Source organism: Alloalcanivorax balearicus MACL04, from assembly GCF_025532145.1.
GTDB classification, from domain to species: Bacteria; Pseudomonadota; Gammaproteobacteria; order Pseudomonadales; family Alcanivoracaceae; genus Alloalcanivorax; species Alloalcanivorax balearicus.
In genome coordinates, this window is the sequence record NZ_ARXS01000022.1 from 40,773 (window position 1) to 57,177 (window position 16,405).

14 protein-coding genes are annotated in these 16,405 nt (G+C 61.0%); 13 read left to right on the plus strand and 1 reads right to left on the minus strand.

From position 1 onward, the window contains the following. Positions 1-53 precede the first annotated feature (53 nt). From MA04_RS16485 to MA04_RS16510, 6 genes are all read left to right on the plus strand, one after another. On the plus strand, positions 54-1,382 hold the full coding sequence (locus MA04_RS16485; protein WP_262461631.1) for a TRZ/ATZ family hydrolase: 1,329 nt from the start codon (positions 54-56) through the stop codon (positions 1,380-1,382). Then, positions 1,379-2,092: a bifunctional 2-polyprenyl-6-hydroxyphenol methylase/3-demethylubiquinol 3-O-methyltransferase UbiG gene (gene ubiG, locus MA04_RS16490; RefSeq protein ID WP_262461633.1), complete on the plus strand. Its 714-nt coding sequence runs from the start codon at positions 1,379-1,381 to the stop codon at positions 2,090-2,092. The genes MA04_RS16485 and ubiG overlap by 4 nt, the downstream gene beginning before the upstream one ends. A 29-nt stretch (positions 2,093-2,121) precedes the next feature. Further along, the gene (locus MA04_RS16495) at positions 2,122-2,802 is read left to right on the plus strand and encodes an HAD-IA family hydrolase (RefSeq protein ID WP_163126007.1); all 681 of its coding nucleotides are present in this window, start codon (positions 2,122-2,124) and stop codon (positions 2,800-2,802) included. Continuing rightward, positions 2,799-3,575 (plus strand): YciK family oxidoreductase, encoded by a 777-nt coding sequence (locus MA04_RS16500; RefSeq protein ID WP_163126009.1) that lies wholly within the window; start codon positions 2,799-2,801, stop codon positions 3,573-3,575. Before MA04_RS16495 ends, MA04_RS16500 begins: the two co-directional genes overlap by 4 nt. A gap of 181 nt (positions 3,576-3,756) precedes the next feature. After that, positions 3,757-4,938 carry a putative solute-binding protein gene (locus MA04_RS16505; protein ID WP_163126011.1) on the plus strand — a complete coding sequence of 394 codons (1,182 nt, stop codon included), beginning with the start codon at positions 3,757-3,759 and terminating at the stop codon, positions 4,936-4,938. Between the two features lie 22 nt (positions 4,939-4,960). Then, entirely contained in the window at positions 4,961-6,007 is a 1,047-nt protein-coding gene (locus MA04_RS16510) for a putative solute-binding protein (protein WP_262461636.1), read from the plus strand. 7 nt (positions 6,008-6,014) lie between these two features. On the opposite strand, the gene MA04_RS16515 is transcribed toward MA04_RS16510, so the two are convergent. Beyond that, entirely contained in the window at positions 6,015-7,373 is a 1,359-nt protein-coding gene (locus tag MA04_RS16515) for an ABC1 kinase family protein (RefSeq protein WP_205475416.1), read from the minus strand. Between the two features lie 426 nt (positions 7,374-7,799). Between MA04_RS16515 and MA04_RS16520 the strand changes: the two genes are divergently transcribed. The 7 genes from MA04_RS16520 to MA04_RS16550 all read left to right on the plus strand — a co-directional run bounded on the left by MA04_RS16520 (position 7,800) and on the right by MA04_RS16550 (position 16,260). Further along, the gene (locus MA04_RS16520; protein WP_163126015.1) at positions 7,800-8,825 is read left to right on the plus strand and encodes a hypothetical protein; all 1,026 of its coding nucleotides are present in this window, start codon (positions 7,800-7,802) and stop codon (positions 8,823-8,825) included. Between the two features lie 72 nt (positions 8,826-8,897). Continuing rightward, positions 8,898-9,911: a putative solute-binding protein gene (locus MA04_RS16525; RefSeq protein WP_163126017.1), complete on the plus strand. Its 1,014-nt coding sequence runs from the start codon at positions 8,898-8,900 to the stop codon at positions 9,909-9,911. 164 nt (positions 9,912-10,075) lie between these two features. Beyond that, complete coding sequence (locus MA04_RS16530) at positions 10,076-12,421, plus strand: TRAP transporter large permease subunit (protein ID WP_163126019.1); 2,346 nt, start codon at positions 10,076-10,078, stop codon at positions 12,419-12,421. 136 nt (positions 12,422-12,557) lie between these two features. Beyond that, entirely contained in the window at positions 12,558-14,930 is a 2,373-nt protein-coding gene (locus tag MA04_RS16535) for a TRAP transporter large permease subunit (RefSeq protein ID WP_163126022.1), read from the plus strand. An 85-nt stretch (positions 14,931-15,015) separates the two neighbouring features. After that, positions 15,016-15,174: a hypothetical protein gene (locus MA04_RS16540; protein ID WP_014995326.1), complete on the plus strand. Its 159-nt coding sequence runs from the start codon at positions 15,016-15,018 to the stop codon at positions 15,172-15,174. Positions 15,175-15,179: 5 nt separating this feature from the next. Continuing rightward, positions 15,180-15,524, plus strand: a complete 345-nt coding sequence (locus MA04_RS16545; RefSeq protein ID WP_163126024.1) for a PilZ domain-containing protein — start codon at positions 15,180-15,182, stop codon at positions 15,522-15,524. Further along, on the plus strand, positions 15,517-16,260 hold the full coding sequence (locus MA04_RS16550; RefSeq protein WP_163126026.1) for a class I SAM-dependent methyltransferase: 744 nt from the start codon (positions 15,517-15,519) through the stop codon (positions 16,258-16,260). The genes MA04_RS16545 and MA04_RS16550 overlap by 8 nt, the downstream gene beginning before the upstream one ends. The last annotated feature ends 145 nt before the right edge of the window (positions 16,261-16,405 follow it).

Consider the following 16,405-nt stretch of genomic DNA (forward strand, 5'->3'; position numbering starts at 1 on the left):
CACAATGGCCACCGCCGTCCGGCGGCGGCCCCGGTTGAAGCAAGGAGCCTTGAATGAGCGACAATCAGGCCGACCTGATCCTGCACGCCCGCTGGGTGGCGCCGGTGGCGCCGGACGCCACGGTACTGGAACAGCACGCCGTGGTGGTGCGCGGCGATACCATCGTTGATCTGCTGCCCAGCGCGCTGGCGGACCAGCAATGGCAGGCCACGGAGGTCCGCCGGCTGGACCGGCATCTGCTGATCCCGGGTCTGGTCAACGCTCACACCCACGCCGCCATGAACCTGTTTCGCGGCCTCGCCGACGACCTTCCGCTGATGACCTGGCTGGAAAAACACATCTGGCCGGCGGAGGGACGCTGGGTCAGTGACCCGTTCGTTTACGAGGGCACCCGGCTGGCGGCGGCGGAAATGATTCGCGCCGGCACCACCTGCTTCGCCGACATGTATTTCTTTCCCGACGCGGTGGCCCGGGCCACGCTGGAAAGCGGCCTGCGAGCGGCTATTTTTTGTCCGCTGATGGACTTCCCCACGCCGATGGGGTCCGGGCCGGAGGACTATTTACGGCTGGCCACCGACGCTGTCGATCAGTGGCGCCATGAGCCGCGGCTGTCCCTGGGATTTGGTCCGCACGCCCCTTACACGGTATCCGACGGCCCGCTGGAACAGGCTCTGACCCTGGCCGAGGAACTGGACCTGCAAATCATGATGCATGTGCACGAAACCGCCGGCGAAATCCAGCAGGCGGTGGAGCACAACGGTGACCGGCCCCTGGCTCGGCTGCGCCGGCTGGGCCTGCTGACGCCGAGGCTGATGGCCGTGCACATGACCCAGTTACTGGACGAGGAAATCCAGTGGCTGACCGAAACCGGCACTCATGTGGTGCATTGCCCGGAGTCCAACCTGAAACTGGCCAGCGGCTTCTCGCCGCTGTACAAACTGCGCCAGGCCGGCGTCAATGTCGCTCTGGGCACCGACGGCGCCGCCAGCAACAACGACCTGGATATGATCGGTGAAATGCGCAGCGCCGCCCTCCTGGCCAAGGGCGTCAGCCTGCGCGCGGACGCCCTGCCCGCCGCCGAGATTCTGGAAATGGCCACCCTGGGCGGCGCCCGCGCCCTGGGACAGGAGGGCAGGATCGGTTCCCTGCAGGCGGGCAAGCAGGCCGATCTGGTGGCGGTGGATCTGGCCCGCCTGGAAACCCAGCCGGTTTACGACCCGGTGGCCCAACTGGTCTATGCCGCCAGTCGCGATCAGGTCACCGATGTCTGGGTCGCCGGCCGCGCCCTGTTGAAAGAGCGGAACCTGCTCACCCTCAACGAGGCCCAACTGGTGCACAATGCTCAACAATGGCAACGGAAAATCGCCGGAGAAAGCCAATGAACGAAGTAACCCACCGCAATGTGGACAACAGTGAAGTCGCCAAATTCAACGCCCTGGCGGAGCGCTGGTGGGATCCCAACTCCGAATTCCGGCCATTGCACGACATCAATCCGCTGCGCCTGAACTACATCGATGAGCGGGTGGACCTGCCCGGCAAAAGGGTGATCGACATCGGCTGCGGCGGCGGCCTGCTCTCCGAGGGCATGGCCCGGCGTGGCGCCACCGTCACCGGCATCGACATGGGCGAGGCACCGCTGGCCGTGGCACGGCTGCACGCTGAACAGAGTGGCGTGGAGGTGGAGTATCTGCAGACTCCGGCGGAAGACATCGCCGCTGAGCGGGCCGGTCAGTACGACGTGGTCACCTGTCTGGAAATGCTGGAACACGTCCCGGATCCGTCTTCCGTGATCCGCGCCTGCGCCGCGCTGGTCAAGCCCGGCGGTCAGGTGTTCTTCAGCACCATCAACCGCAATCCGAAATCGTTTCTGTTCGCCATCGTTGGCGCCGAATACGTGCTGCGCCTGCTGCCACGCGGCACCCATGAGTACGCCAAACTGATCCGTCCTTCGGAACTGGCGGGCTGGTCCCGCGACGCCGGCCTGGATGTACGCGACACCACCGGCATGACCTACAACCCGGTCACCCAGGTGTACAAACTGAACCGGGATGTATCAGTCAACTATCTGATGCACGCGGTGAAAGCGGTCTGACACCCGGCGTCGAATACTAGCGAGGCTCCATGAAATCTCTGCAGGCCGTTTACTTCGATCTGGACGGCACCCTGATCGACACCGCGCCGGACTTTTACAGCGTGCTCAATCACTTGTTGGCGGAGCATGGTCGACCGGCGGTGAGCTATGCGGCGGTGCGCGCCAATGTTTCCAATGGCGCCCGGGCGCTGACCGAACTGGGCTTTGGCCTGGGTCCGGAAGACGCCGCCTTCGACGATTACCTGAACCAGTTACTCAACGCCTACGCCGGCCATCTGGCGGTGGACACCCGGCTGTTCGAGGGCATGGCCGATACCCTGGACTGGCTCGACCAGCATGGCCTGCCCTGGGGCATCGTCACCAACAAACCGGAGCGCTTCACCTTGCCGGTGCTCGAGGGCCTGGGTCTGGCGACCCGGGTTGGCGCGGTGATCTGTCCGGATCACGTGCGCCAGCGCAAACCGGATCCGGAAGGTTTGCTGATGGCAGCCGGACGCGATGGTGTTAACCCCGCCGCCTGCCTTTACGTCGGCGATCATCTGCGCGACATTCAGGCTGGTAAAAACGCCGGCATGGCCACCGCGGTGGCCGCGTTCGGCTACATCGACGCCGACGACGACCCTCACGGCTGGCAGGCGGACCATCTGCTGGAACAGGGCGACGACCTGCTACCCTTACTGAAAACCCTGACAAGCGAGAGTCTGGCATGAACGATCTGCAGTCCCTGAATAGCCAAGCGGTGACGTATCAATGTCCGGATAACGCCTTCAAGGACCGCATCATCCTGGTGACCGGCGCCGGCGACGGCATTGGCCGGGCCGTATCCCTGGGGCTGGCCCGGCACGGCGCCACCGTGATTCTGCTCGGCCGCACCCAGTCCAAACTGGAAGCGGTGTACGACGAAATTAAAGCCGCCGGCGGCCCGGAACCGGCGCTGGCGCCGGTCAACATGACGGTGGCGCGCCCCAGTGATTATCTGGAGCTGGCCAGCCTGTTCGAGAAAGAGTTCGGGCGCCTGGACGGCGTGCTCCACAACGCCTCACAGCTTGGCGACATCACCCCCATGGACGGCTACAGCGCCGACACCTGGGACTCGGTCATGCAGGTGAACGTCAACGCCGCCTTCTATCTGACACAGGCCCTGCTGCCGTTACTGCGCAACAGCGATGACGCCCGCATCCTGTTCACTTCGTCCAGCGTCGGTCGGCGCGGGCGCGCCTACTGGGGAGCCTATTCGGTGTCCAAAGCGGCCACCGAGAATCTGGCCCAGGTGCTCGCGGAGGAGCTGGAAAATACCTCGAAGATCCGTGTCAACACGGTCAACCCCGGCGCCACCCGCACCGCCATGCGCGCCAACGCCTACCCCGGCGAAGATCCGATGACGCTGAAAACACCGGAAGAGCTGTTGCCGGTCTACCTTTACCTGCTGGGCCCGGACAGCAGCAACGTGAACGGCGTTTCTCTGGACGCGCAGCCGAAATAACGTATCGCGGCCCACCGGCCGCGCCCCTTCCCATATGCAACATCCCCTTGGCTATAGCGACAAAGCCAGACGTCGTCATGGTGCCCGGCAACCGGAACAACTGTGCTATTACTTTTTGTCCGGGCCCGAGAACGCGGCCTTCGTATCATAGCGCCCACGCCAACAACAAAAAGGGACCTTTATGAAAGCCTTATTGATAAGGGCCGCCACGCTCCTCGTCCTGCTCGCTGGTGCCGTTACCGTCAGCGCCGAAGACCTGCGCCTGTCGCCGGAACAAAAAGCGAAGATGGAAAAGCTGCTGCCCGGGGTCACCATCAGTGATTCGCTGGTATCGGAACTGGCCAGCGTCTTTTATTCGCGGGACATGCCGGTGCGGGTACGGCTCAAGGCGATCAGCAAGTTGGTGGGCATCGATCAAATGCCGCCGGGCACCGCGCTCAAGCGCAAAATCTGTATCTGGGACATCGCCGGCCGCAATGGACCGATCTTTCACGCCGCCATGGAACAGCGGGCTCTGGCGCTGGAATATGGCATCAATCTGGAAATGATCCCGTTCACCAATGAGTCGATCATGGTGGATGAATTGAAAGCCGGCCGCTGTGACGCGGCGCTGATGACTGGCTTTCGCGCCCGCGATTTCAATGTCTACACCGGCACCATCGATTCCATCGGCGGGGTGCCGGACAATGACCACATGCGCACCCTGCTGGAAGTGCTCGCCCATCCCAGCCAGGCGGACAAAATGGTGCATGGCGACTACGTGATCATGGGCGTGTACCCCGGCGGTGCCGCCCATATCTTCGTCAACGACAAACAGATCAGTTCCCTGGCCAAGGCCGCCGGCAAGAAAGTGGTGGTGCTGGACTACGACAAGACCCAGGCGGAGATGGTCGCCGGTATCGGCGCCACGCCGGTGCCCTCGGATATCGTCAGTGCGCCGAACAAATTCAACAACGGCGTGGTGGACATTCTGGCGGCACCGCTGATCGCCTACGAGCTTCTGGAGCTGTACAAAGGGATGACGCCGGATGGCGGCATCGTCGACTTTCCGCTGGCGCAGATCAGCATGCAGCTGGTGGGCCGGCTGGACAAATTCCCCAACGAGATCGCCCAACTGGTGCGCGAAGCGTCCTTCGAAGCCTACGACCGCATCCGCGCTAGGGTAAAAATAGAGGAAGATCGGGTGCCGGATCGCTGGTGGATCCATATTCCGGACAAGGAGCGCCGCGTTTACGAAAGCATGATGCAGGACGCCCGCAATGTGTTGCGCAAACAAGGCTACTACGACGGTCGCATGCTCGACATGCAGAAGCGGATCCGCTGCAAATACGCGCCGTCTCGCGGTGAGTGCTCCAATTCCTAGGCACCAGTCGGAGACGCGAACCATGATCCATGGCTGGAGATATACCACTGCGCTCTTGCTGGCACTGTTGGGCCCCGCCGTCCCGGCCATGGCCGAACCCGCGCCCGGCGCCGTCACCAAGGCGTTCCAGGAGCGCCGCCATCTGACCATCTGCATCTGGGATCTGGTCGGCCGCAACGGGCCGATTTTCTCCGTGGCCCAGGATCAGAAAGCCCGTTTCCTGGAGTATGGCCTGGACATCGATCTCGAGCCCTATACCAATGAACGGGTCATGGTGGAGGCGCTCAAGGCGCGCCAGTGCGACGCGGCCCTGATGACCGGCATGCGCGCGCGGCTCTTCAACAAGTACACCGGCACCATCGATTCCATCGGCGGCGTGCCCAGTGAAGAACATATGCGCATCCTGCTGGAGGTGCTGGCCAACCCGAAATCGGCGTCGCGCATGGTGGAAGGCGACTACGTGATCCTCGGCATCGCTCCCGCCGGCGCCGCCTATATTTTCGTCAACGACAAACGCATCAATACCCTGGCCAAGGCCGCCGGCAAAAAAGTGGCGGTACTGGATTACGACCCGACGCAGGCGGAGATGGTTGCCCAGGTGGGAGCATCACCGGTGCCATCGGATCTGGTCAGCGCACCCAACAAGTTCAACAACGGCGTGGTGGATGTGCTGGCGGCACCGCTGGCCGCCTATCAGATCATGGAGCTGTACAAGGGCATGACGCCGGACGGCGGCATCATCAATTACCCGCTGGCGCAGATCAGCCTGCAGTTGGTGGGCCACAAGGACCGCTTCCCGGCGGATATGGCACAGATCTCCCGGGAGCTGTTCTTCGAGGGGTACCAGAAGATGATGGATCGTGTGCATCTGGAATCCCGCCAGGTGCAGGACCATTGGTGGGTGCCGATTCCGGCCCGGGACAAGCAGGACTATGAGGTGATGATGCGCGATGCCCGCGTGCAGTTGCGCGAGCAGGGCTACTACGACGGCGACATGCTCAACTTGCAACAACGGATCCGTTGCAAGTTGGACGCACGCCGCGCCGAGTGCGCCAATCCGGTGGAGTGAACCGGCTCTAGGAATCTTCCGTGGGTATCTGCTCCAGAGCGCCAAACATATCCACGCGCTGATCATTGAACAGATCGAGTTCCGGCGCCAACGCCTGCACATAGCGGTCGAAATAGAGAAACTGCTTGAGCAGCAGAGCGAACTCCCGCGGGAACCGGATACCGTGATCCTCGCCAATGCGCACCAGATCCATCAGCAAACGATTGACCTCACGATCATTGCGATCGGCCTGCACCAGCGATGACGGATCCACCCGGGTGAGACGATCCTGTAAAGCGGTGATATCCCGCGCCAGCGCGTCCACGTCCACTTCTTCCCGGGTCATGCCCACCATCACCATGGACCGGGCCATGGTCTGGACGTCGCCATTGCCAATCGCCTCAAGGAAACTGGACATGCCCTCCCAGGCTTCACGGCGAATGCGCCCGACCATGCCAAAGTCGATGAAGCCGACACGGCCGTCTTCCAGCACCATCAGGTTACCGGCGTGCAAGTCGGCGTGGAAGAAATCGCACAGCATGAGACTGGAGAACCAGGTATTCAGCGCGGTGATCAGCACCCCGGCGGGGTCGTCGGTATACTCACGCAAGGCGCCGAGATCAGTGATCGGCATGCCGTGCAGCCGTTCCATGGTCAATACCCTGGTGGTGGTGTGGGAACGGATCGGCCGGGGCGCCACCACCGCACGATTACCGGTCTGCGCCAGGAAGTCATTGAATTGCTCCAGGTTACGGGCTTCCTGCAGGAAATCGCACTCCTCCATCATCCCCGCCTGCAGCTCCTCGATGACCCCGGACAACGCCGAACGGCTCAGCCCCGGCGCCAGTGATTCGATCACCCGGGCGGAGAAATAGAGAAAGTTGAAATCGGTAAGCAGCACATTGCGTACTCCGGGACGCTGCACCTTGATCACCACCTCGGCACCGTTGTGCAGGCGCGCCGCGTGCACCTGGGCAATGGAAGCGCTGGCCAGCGGACGCGGATCCACCCATTCGAAATGCTGCTCCAGGCTGCCACCCAGTTCCTCTTCCACCATCCCGCGAATATAGTGGAAAGACAGCGGCGGGGTCCGATCCAGGCATTTCTGGAACGCCTCCACGTACTCTTCCGGAAACAGTGACGGTGAACTGGCGATGAACTGCCCCAGCTTGATGTACGTCGCGCCCAGGGATTCAAAAGTAGCGCGCAACCGTTCCGGCAGGGCGTCACGATCACCAAGCGCCCAACCCAGCCCCTGACGGCCCACCACACCGAGAGTCTCAATGATGCGCAGGGCGCCTCGGGCGGTGTTCCTCGCCAGCGCCAGGCCGGAGCGCTCACGCAGCAGATCGGCGCGAGCGCCGGTAACCGAAGAAGGCTGTGTCATCACGTCTGTGTCCCTGTTTAAAAATGAATCGCCCTGGGTCGGTAAACTACCGGAAAAGGGTAACCATAAAAACCACGACGGTTTTTACCTCGAGGTTAATTATGACCAGCCGGTCTTTCTGTCCCCTTTTTTTTACCTGGTTCACGAGTGTCCACTCAAAGATCCAGAGGTTAAAGGGTAACCGTCTGATTTTATTACCAAGATCCCGGAAGGCCCAGCGTTTAGGTAAACTTCATTGGCTGTTCCGACAGGAGAGCGCCGACGTACGGTCATTTCCCCTGGTCCCGTGCAAATCCATGATCCCCTTGCTGGCGTCCATATGTAATGGCTTACATGCATTTTTGTAATTGGCGCTTGTGTCAACGGGCGTGCGTTGTGTACCGTCAAATTTTCCACGTCGAGAACAATAAAAAGGAGCTAAAAGGAATGCGTTCTCTAATAACCAAAGTGCTGCGACCCGCGCGTGTACTGATTGCCGGCGGCGCCCTACTCGCGCTGCAGGGCTGTGGCATGATCTATAAAACCACCGGGGATATTCTGGTCAGCTTTGGCCAGGCGGAATTACTGCCCTATATGCTGGCCTACGACGATGTCCGCATGGGCTGCATCATGGGTGAAGCCCAGACGCCTCTCCTGATGTCCTTCGAAACCGTGGGTTCCCATCCCGGCCGCCTGGGCGTGATGACCTTCGTCACCTCGGCGGTGTGCGCCGAACAGCTTGCCCTGGAGTCCGAACTGCGCTACCTGCGTGCCATGAAGGAAGGCCGGGTCGCCGAAGCCCAGGATGCCCGCATCGAGCAAAAACGCTGGTCCGCCCTGGCCGCCGAGCGCCTGCTCACTGCCTACCAGCGCCTGGAAGTGGAATACGGCAAGCAGAACGAAGGCGAGTGCCCCAAACTGAATCGCAAACTGGATCAACTGGTCTGGCTGGTGGGTAACATTGCCGGCGCCCAGGCGCTGGTGGCCGACGGTGCCGCCGACGGCGTGGTCGGTGTACCGCGCGATATCGTTGGCAAAGTCGCCCGTAACGCCTCCTGCCTGAGCAACGAGAACTGGTGGGGCGCGCCGGAAGGCCTGCGTGCCACGATCTGGAACCTGCTGCCGCAGTTGGCTCCGGAAGGCGCCCAACCCTGGCCGAAGCTGGAACAATCCGCCGAAATGGGCTTCGAAAAAGGCGTGCGTCTGGGCAGCGCTTTCCTGGCGCTGAGCGCTTACAGCAAGGGCGACAACGATCGTCTGCGCAAAGCGATTCGCGATTTCGCCGCCAACGACGAAAACCTGGACCCGGACTACGCCATGATCGACGCCATCGCCGGTGTCCTGATACAGGGCCTGTCCGATCGCATGTGGACCGAAGCCACCGGCAAGCGGACTCCGGTGAACGGCCTGGGCACCTTCTGGGATGACCAGCCCTCCTCGGGTTCCAAAGTTGACATCGACGATCTGCTGTAACGGGACCGGAGGGCCTTTCCCCGCTGGAAGGCTCTCCTCCCGATAATCAAAAAAACCAGGAGAGACGATCTCATGCGCTACAAGAAAGCGTTAACCGCCGTGATGGCGACCGTACTGGGCCTGGCCGCCGCCGGCGCCAATGCCGCCGAGAAACGGACCTTGTGTGTCTTTGACATCATCGGTGCCAGTGGCGACGTCTACAACGTGATGAAGGACTACCGTACCGCCGCCGCCGGTTGGGGAGCCGACATCGACCTCAAGCCCTACACCGACGAGAAGATCACCGCCGAGGCCCTCAAGGCCGGGCAGTGCGACGGCGCGGTGCTGACCGGTCTGCGGGTACGCCAGTTCAACCACTACTCCGGCAGCATGGAAGCGATCGGCGCGATTCCGGATTACGAGCATCTGCGCACCGTGATCCAGGTGCTGTCCAGCGACACCCCGTCCATCAACGAAAAAATGACCTCCGGGCCCTACACCATTGGCGGCCTGATGCCGATGGGCGCGGCTTATCTTTTCGTCAAGGACAGGGCCATTAACAACGTCAACGCTTTGTCCGGCAAGTCCATCTCGGTAATGGAATACGACCCCGCCCAGGCGCAAATGGCCGCCAAGGTGGGCATGTCTCCGGTACTGTCGGACATCACCAACTTCGCCGGCCGCTTCAACAACAACTCCGTGGATATCTGCTTCGCTCCGGTGGTGGCTTATTCCGCGCTCGAACTGTACAAGGGGCTGCAACCCGACGGTGGCATCATCCGCTATACGCTGGGCCAGCTCACCAATCAGATCGTGCTGCGCAAGGACCGCTTCTCCGAGGATTTCGTCAAGCAGTCCCGCAAATTCATGTTCGGCCAGTTTGACCGCGCCATGACCATCATCAACAACGCGGAAAACGAGGTGGACAAGAAGTGGTGGATCGAGCTGCCCGAGGAAGACAAGCGTGGCTATGACGAGATGCTGCGTGAGGCTCGTATCGAGATGACCCAGGACGGTATTTACAGCAAGGACCTGACCAACCTTCTGCTGAAGGTACGTTGCAAGTACGACCCTTCCCGCGCGGAATGCGCCAACCCTCAAGAGTAACAGCTGAAACCGCGGGGCCGGCATCCGGCCCCGTTCTCCATTCCCTCCACCACTTCCGGCGCTTCGGCCATACCGGCGCGAAGGGGTGAAGTATATGCTCGCTCGAAAAGGTCGTTTTCATACGCGGCGATCTCATTGCTGGCATAACAAAAACCGGGTGAAAAATGGATAAACCAACCTTTACCGTGGCGAACCGTTCCATCAAGGAATGGGTATCCTCCCTGCCGACCCTGATCATCCTTCTGCTGACGATTTTTCTTTCTTCCGGTGAAATTATTCACTCCCAGTTATTGAAGATAGGTGAAAATACCTGGGAGAGTTATTTCCTGCTGCGTGGCGCCGGCATGGTGCAACAGCCAACCTGTAACCCGGACCCGAACATCGATCAGCTCACCCGGGAAACGGTACGCAAGCGCCAACAGGAAAGCGCTGATGATCCGCTGGCGGACGTGCTCGGCACCTCGGAGGTCAACGAGGACGCGATCCGTCAGTCTCTGGAGCGCTCCAGGGAAAACTGCCGGACTCGCTGGGAGCGCTTCCAGACCATAGAGGAAAGGGTTACACCCGGTGTCATCGCCTTCCGCACCGTCGAGGGCGGCGTGGCGAAAATCGTCTCCACGCTTGGCGACTACAAACGCCTTTTATTGTGTTTGCTGGTACTAATCTGCGCCGCCACTGCCACACTGGGCCGGCACCATATCGCTCTGCGGCCGCAACGGACGGTAAAGGACTATCTTGTTTCCACCACGGCACAGTTGATAGCCAATGCGCTGCTGCTTTCCTCCGCTTTCGTTTATCGCATGGAGGAAGTCGCCGCCATGGAGTCCGGCGTGCGCGTCGGCCATTTCTATTTGCACCAATTCTGGATCGCCGGCTTTGCCATTCTCACCGCCTCTTCCCTGTATCAGTTGATACGCCGCCCCAGGGATCTGGAATCCGGTGGCTCCTGGGGCAAGGCCCTGCTCACCATTCCGCTTTACACGTTCATGGCTCTGACCGCGTCGGCGCAGTTCCTCAGCCAGGGTTATTACCACGGCATCGCCGTGTACCTGGGCATGATGATGGAGATGTCCACGCTGTTCCTGAACCTGGCGCTGTACATCTGGATCGGCATGATGCTCAAGCAGACCAAGCTGGCCCATCTGGTGTTCGATGTACTGCGACCATGGAAAATGTCACCGGAACTGATGGCCTTCGTGGTGCTGGCCGTGGCGGCCATCCCCACCGCTTACACCGGCGCTTCCGGTATCTTCGTGATCGCCGCCGGGGCCACTATCTATAACGAGCTGATCCGCGCCGGCGCGCGCAAACAACTGGCCCTGGCCGCCACCGCCATGTCCGGCTCCATGGGGGTGGTACTGCGCCCCTGTCTGCTGGTGGTAATCATCGCCGCGCTGAACAAGAGCGTGACCACCGCCGAGCTGTTCAATTCCGGTATCAAGATCTTCATTCTCAGCCTGGTGCTGTTCTTTATATACAGTCAATTCGCGCGCACCTCCCCGGCCCGCATCGCGCCGTTCTCCGAGGCTCTGCCGCACAGTCTGAAACGTCTGATACCGCTGCTGCCCTACGGCATCGTGGTCGGCACCGTGCTGGTGTTCTTCAGCGACGTTCTTAACCGTCATCTGGATGAGTTCTCCGCCCCGATCATTTTGCCGGTGATGCTGCTGGCCGTGCTGTTCTACGAAAAACTCAGCCGCCATTTTCTGCACCTGTTCGCATTGGCGCTAATCCCCATGCTGGCGATGTCCTTCATGGACACCTGGAACGGCTATCAGGCCTTGCAGAGCGGCGAAATCCCCACCGGCTGGACCACCGTGACACTGCAAAATCATCTTTGGGGACTGTTCTGGCGCAATGTGATTCTCGGTGGCTTTATCGTCGTTCACTACCTGGTGGCGCCCCGCATGAAAGGCAATGGCGATACCGACCCTCACTACGCTCCAGAGGAAGGCGTCTCGGAAAAACTGGAAGGCTCTCTGCGCTTCTCCACCAATGAGACCACCACCCACATCGGCGCACTGTTGATGCTGATGGCACTGTCCGTGAGCACCGGCGGTATCATCGAACGCTCCGGTCTGATGGAAATGCTACCCGAAGCGTTCTCCTCGATCTGGATCGCGATGACCATTCTGGTAGTGACCATGGTAGTCATCGGTATGATCATGGATCCCTATGGCGCGGTGATTCTGGTGAACGCGACCATCGCTCAGGTGGCGTTCAACAACGGTATTGATCCGTTGCACTTCTGGATGATTACGCTGGTGGCGTTCGAATTGGGTTATCTGACCCCGCCGGTGGCCCTCAACCATCTGCTGACCCGGCAGGTGGTGGGTGACGACGAGGTGGAAAGCGCCAAACTTCACAGCGGCTCCTTCTTCCGCCGCTACGAGAAGTTCCTGCTGCCCATCGCGGTGATGCTGACGGCGCTGCTGGCGGTAAGCTATCTGCCGCTGATGTCCGAGGGGCTGCACCAATGGCTGTTCCACAAGATACAGGTGGCCATGTAATCACCCGGTGTAAATAAACACCGTAACCACAGGAAGGGGCTCTCGCGGGCCCCTTTTGTGTTAAACGCCAAGAGACAAAAAGACGGAACGCAACACCGATAAAAACAATCCATACCAATAAGAAGGAGAAGGGGCGATGGAAGAAAGAGCCATGGGGGAAACCGTGAAGAGAGACAGCGGGCACTGGCTTCAGCGGTCGCCGGCGGAATGGTTTTCTTCATTACCAACCCTGTTGGTACTGTTGCTGGCACTGTTTCTCTCATCCGGAGAGATCATCCATTCACAGTTGCTCAAGATCGGGGAAAACACCTGGGAAAGTTATTTCCTGCTGCGTGGCGCCGGTCTCATGGAGGAACCGACCTGCAATCCCGATCCGGATATCAACCGGCTGACCCGGGAAACCCTGCAAAGGCGGAAGGCCGAAGCCGCCAACGATCCACTTGCCGGCGTGCTGGGCACACCCAGCGTCAACGAAGACGCCATCCGTCAGTCACTGCAGCGGTCACGGGAGAACTGCCGGGGAAAATGGGACCGCTACCAGATCATTCAGGAAAGGGTCACCCCTTCGGTGGTGATGTTTCGCAATGTGGAAGGCGGCGTGGCCTGGGTGGTGTCCTCACTGGGCGATTACAAACGTCTGTTGCTTTGCCTGCTGTTGATGATCTGCGCCACCCGCACCACGCTGGGCCGGCATCATATCGCCCTGCGCCCGCAGCGTACGGTAAAGGACCATATTGTTTCCACCAGCGCGCAGCTGGCCGCCAATGCCCTGCTGCTGCTTTCGGCCACCGTCTACCGCGTCGAGGAAGCGGCGGCAATGGAATCCGGCGTACGGGTCGGTCACTTCTACTTGCATCAGTTCTGGATCGCCGGCTTCGCCGTGCTGACCGCGGCGTCGCTGTATCAGTTGATCCGCTTTCCCAAGGGACTGGAATCCGGCGGCTCCTGGGGTAAGGCCCTGCTGACCATTCCGCTTTACACCTTCATGTGTCTGTCGGCGTCCTCCCAGTTCATCAGCCAGGGCTACTACCACGGCATCGCCGTGTACCTGGGAATCATGATGGAAATGTCCACCATGTTTCTGAATCTGGCGCTGTACATCTGGATCGGCATGATGCTGAGACAGACCCGGCTGACCCATTTGGTGTTCGACGTGCTGCGGCCCTGGCGCATGTCACCGGAACTGATGGCCTTCGTGGTACTGGCGGTCACCGCCGTGCCCACCGCCTACACCGGCGCCTCCGGTATCTTCGTGATCGCCGCCGGGGCCACCGTCTACAATGAGATGATCCGGGCCGGCGCCCGTAAACAGCTGGCCCTGGCCACCACCGCCATGTCCGGTTCCATGGGTGTGGTGTTGCGTCCCTGCCTGCTGGTGGTGATTATCGCCGCGCTTAACAAAAACGTCACCACCACCGAACTGTTCAGTTCCGGCCTCAAGGTATTCATGCTCAGCCTGCTGCTGTTCTTCATTTACAGTCAGTTCGCGCGCACCTCGCCGGCCCGCATCGCGCCGTTCTCCGAAGCCGTTCCCGCCAGTCTCAAACGTCTGGTGCCACTGCTGCCTTACGCCATTGTTGTCGGCGCTGTACTGGTACTGTTCAGCGACGTTCTGGACCGTCAACTGGATGAGTTTTCCGCGCCCATCATCCTGCCGGTGATGTTGCTGGCCGTGCTGTTCTACGAAAAACTCAGCCATCACCTGCTGCATCTGTTCGCCCTGTTCCTGGTGCCCATGATCGCACTGTCCTTCAACGATCTCTGGCAGGGCTACCAGGCCCTTCAAAGCGGCGAGTTGCCCACCGGCTGGACCCACATTACGCTGCAAAATCATCTGTGGGGCCTGTTTTCGCGCAACCTGTTCCTGGCCGGATTTCTACTGGTGCACTATCTGATCGCACCGCGCATGGCGAAAAGCGAGGCGGTGGATCCGCACTACGCCCCCGAGGAAGGGGTCTCCGAAAAGCTGGAAGGGTCCCTGCGTTTCGCCACCAATGACACCACCACCCACATCGGCGCCATGCTGATGCTGATGGCCCTGTCGGTGGGCACCGGCGGGCTGATCGAACGCTCCGGGCTGGTGGAAATGCTGCCGGAATCCTTCTCCTCGATCTGGATCGCCACCAGTATTCTGGTGGTGACGATGGTGATTCTCGGCATGATCATGGAGCCCTTCGGCGCCGTGGTACTGGTCAACGCCACCGTCGCCCAGGTCGCCTTCAACAACGGCATTGACCCGCTGCATTTCTGGATGATCACCCTGGTGGCGTTCGAGTTGGGTTATCTGACTCCGCCGGTGGCAGTGAACCATCTGCTCACCCGCCAGGTGGTGGGCGACGATGAGGTGGAGAGCGCCAAGCTTCGCCACGGCTCATTCTTCCGCCGCTACGAGAAGTATCTGCTGCCGATCGCGGTGATGTTCACCGCGCTGCTGCTGGTGAGCTATCTGCCGCTACTGTCGGAAGGCCTGCATCAGTGGCTGTTCCAGAAAATCCAGATCGCCATGTGACCACTCGCTTCCGCTATCGGCCTTGCTTCATCGCGCCGATAGCGGATAATCAGGCCCCCTGATACGAAAAAAGCAGGTCCGGCTTATGAATGACAAGACCCGCGAAGAACAGTACCGGCGCCGCCCCACGGAGCCGTTGCCGAAAAGCGTTCGTCCCGCCTTATTCTTGTTGCTCTTTCTGGTCGCCGTAACCCTGTGCATCGCCGGTGCCGCCGCCCTGGTGGACCGTCTCATCTATGGGTGAAGCCGATGAAGCACGTAAAGGAACAACGTCGTCATTCGCGCCACCGCGCTCCGAACGGCCTGAACATGCGTCTGCGCCAGGATCCACCGACGGAGGACGACGATCTCACGCTGACATGCCGGGATATATCCCGTGCCGGTCTGGGCGTGGAACTGCCCTATTCGATCCGGCCCGACACCGACGTGGAGTTGTGGCTGCAGCTACCCAACCAGGGCGGAGCCTTGCACTTGTTCGGTACCATTGCCTGGTGTGCCGAGGGCACGCAACGCTGGTCCGCGGGCATTGCCCTTGATCTGGAGCGAACCGACGGCGCCCTCTGGGCGGCCCGGTTCGACGATCCCGATGTCTGACCGTCCCTCGTTGTTTCAACGGGGCGGGCAGTACCATCTGCACCGGCCGGACTACCCGGAAAACCTGTTCCGCTGGCTCGGCGATCAGTGTTTCGAGCATCAGCGGGCGCTGGACCTGGGCTGCGGCACCGGCCAGGCGTGCCGCTCCCTGGAAGGCCATTTCCAACAGGTCATCGGCGCCGACCTCAGCCTCGCTCAACTGCGGGGCGCTCCGGCCAGCGCCAGCCGCTATCTGGCCGCCCGCGCCGACGCCCTGCCCTTCGCCGATGGCAGCTTCGACCTGATCACCGTGGCCCAGGCACTGCACTGGTTTCCATTGCCGATGTTCTTCAAGGAAGCGGAACGGGTGCTGCGCGAGGATGCACTGCTGGCCATCATCAGCTATGGCTTGTGCCAGGTGGAGGGGCTGCCGGATCTGATCGACGATTTCCACGACCGGGTCCTGGCGCCCTGGTGGCCGGCGGCGCGCTGGAGCGTGGTCAGCGGCTATCGCAACGTGACGCTGCCATGGCCGGAGCACAAGGCGCCGGAGAGCCTGGGTATCGAACGCCATTGGCACTGGCGTGATCTGGCCGCCTATCTCGACACCTGGTCGGCTTTGGCGAAAGCACGCCGCTTCGGCAAGGATCCGTTGCGGGATTTCCTGCCGCAATTGGAGCAAGCGTGGGGAGAAAAGACGCGTAAGGTACGCTGGCCGTTAAGAGTCCGCGCCTGTCGCCGGCCCAGGGAGTATTGAGCCAAATAAGAATCGCGGTCCGGGACCCACGGGTGTCGCATAATTCGCAGGCACGCTTACACGCAACACGCTGGCACGCCAAATCCCAAGCCTGCCGCAGCGTCAGAGACATGGCGTCAGAGGTCGCTACAACGGGTTATAGAGG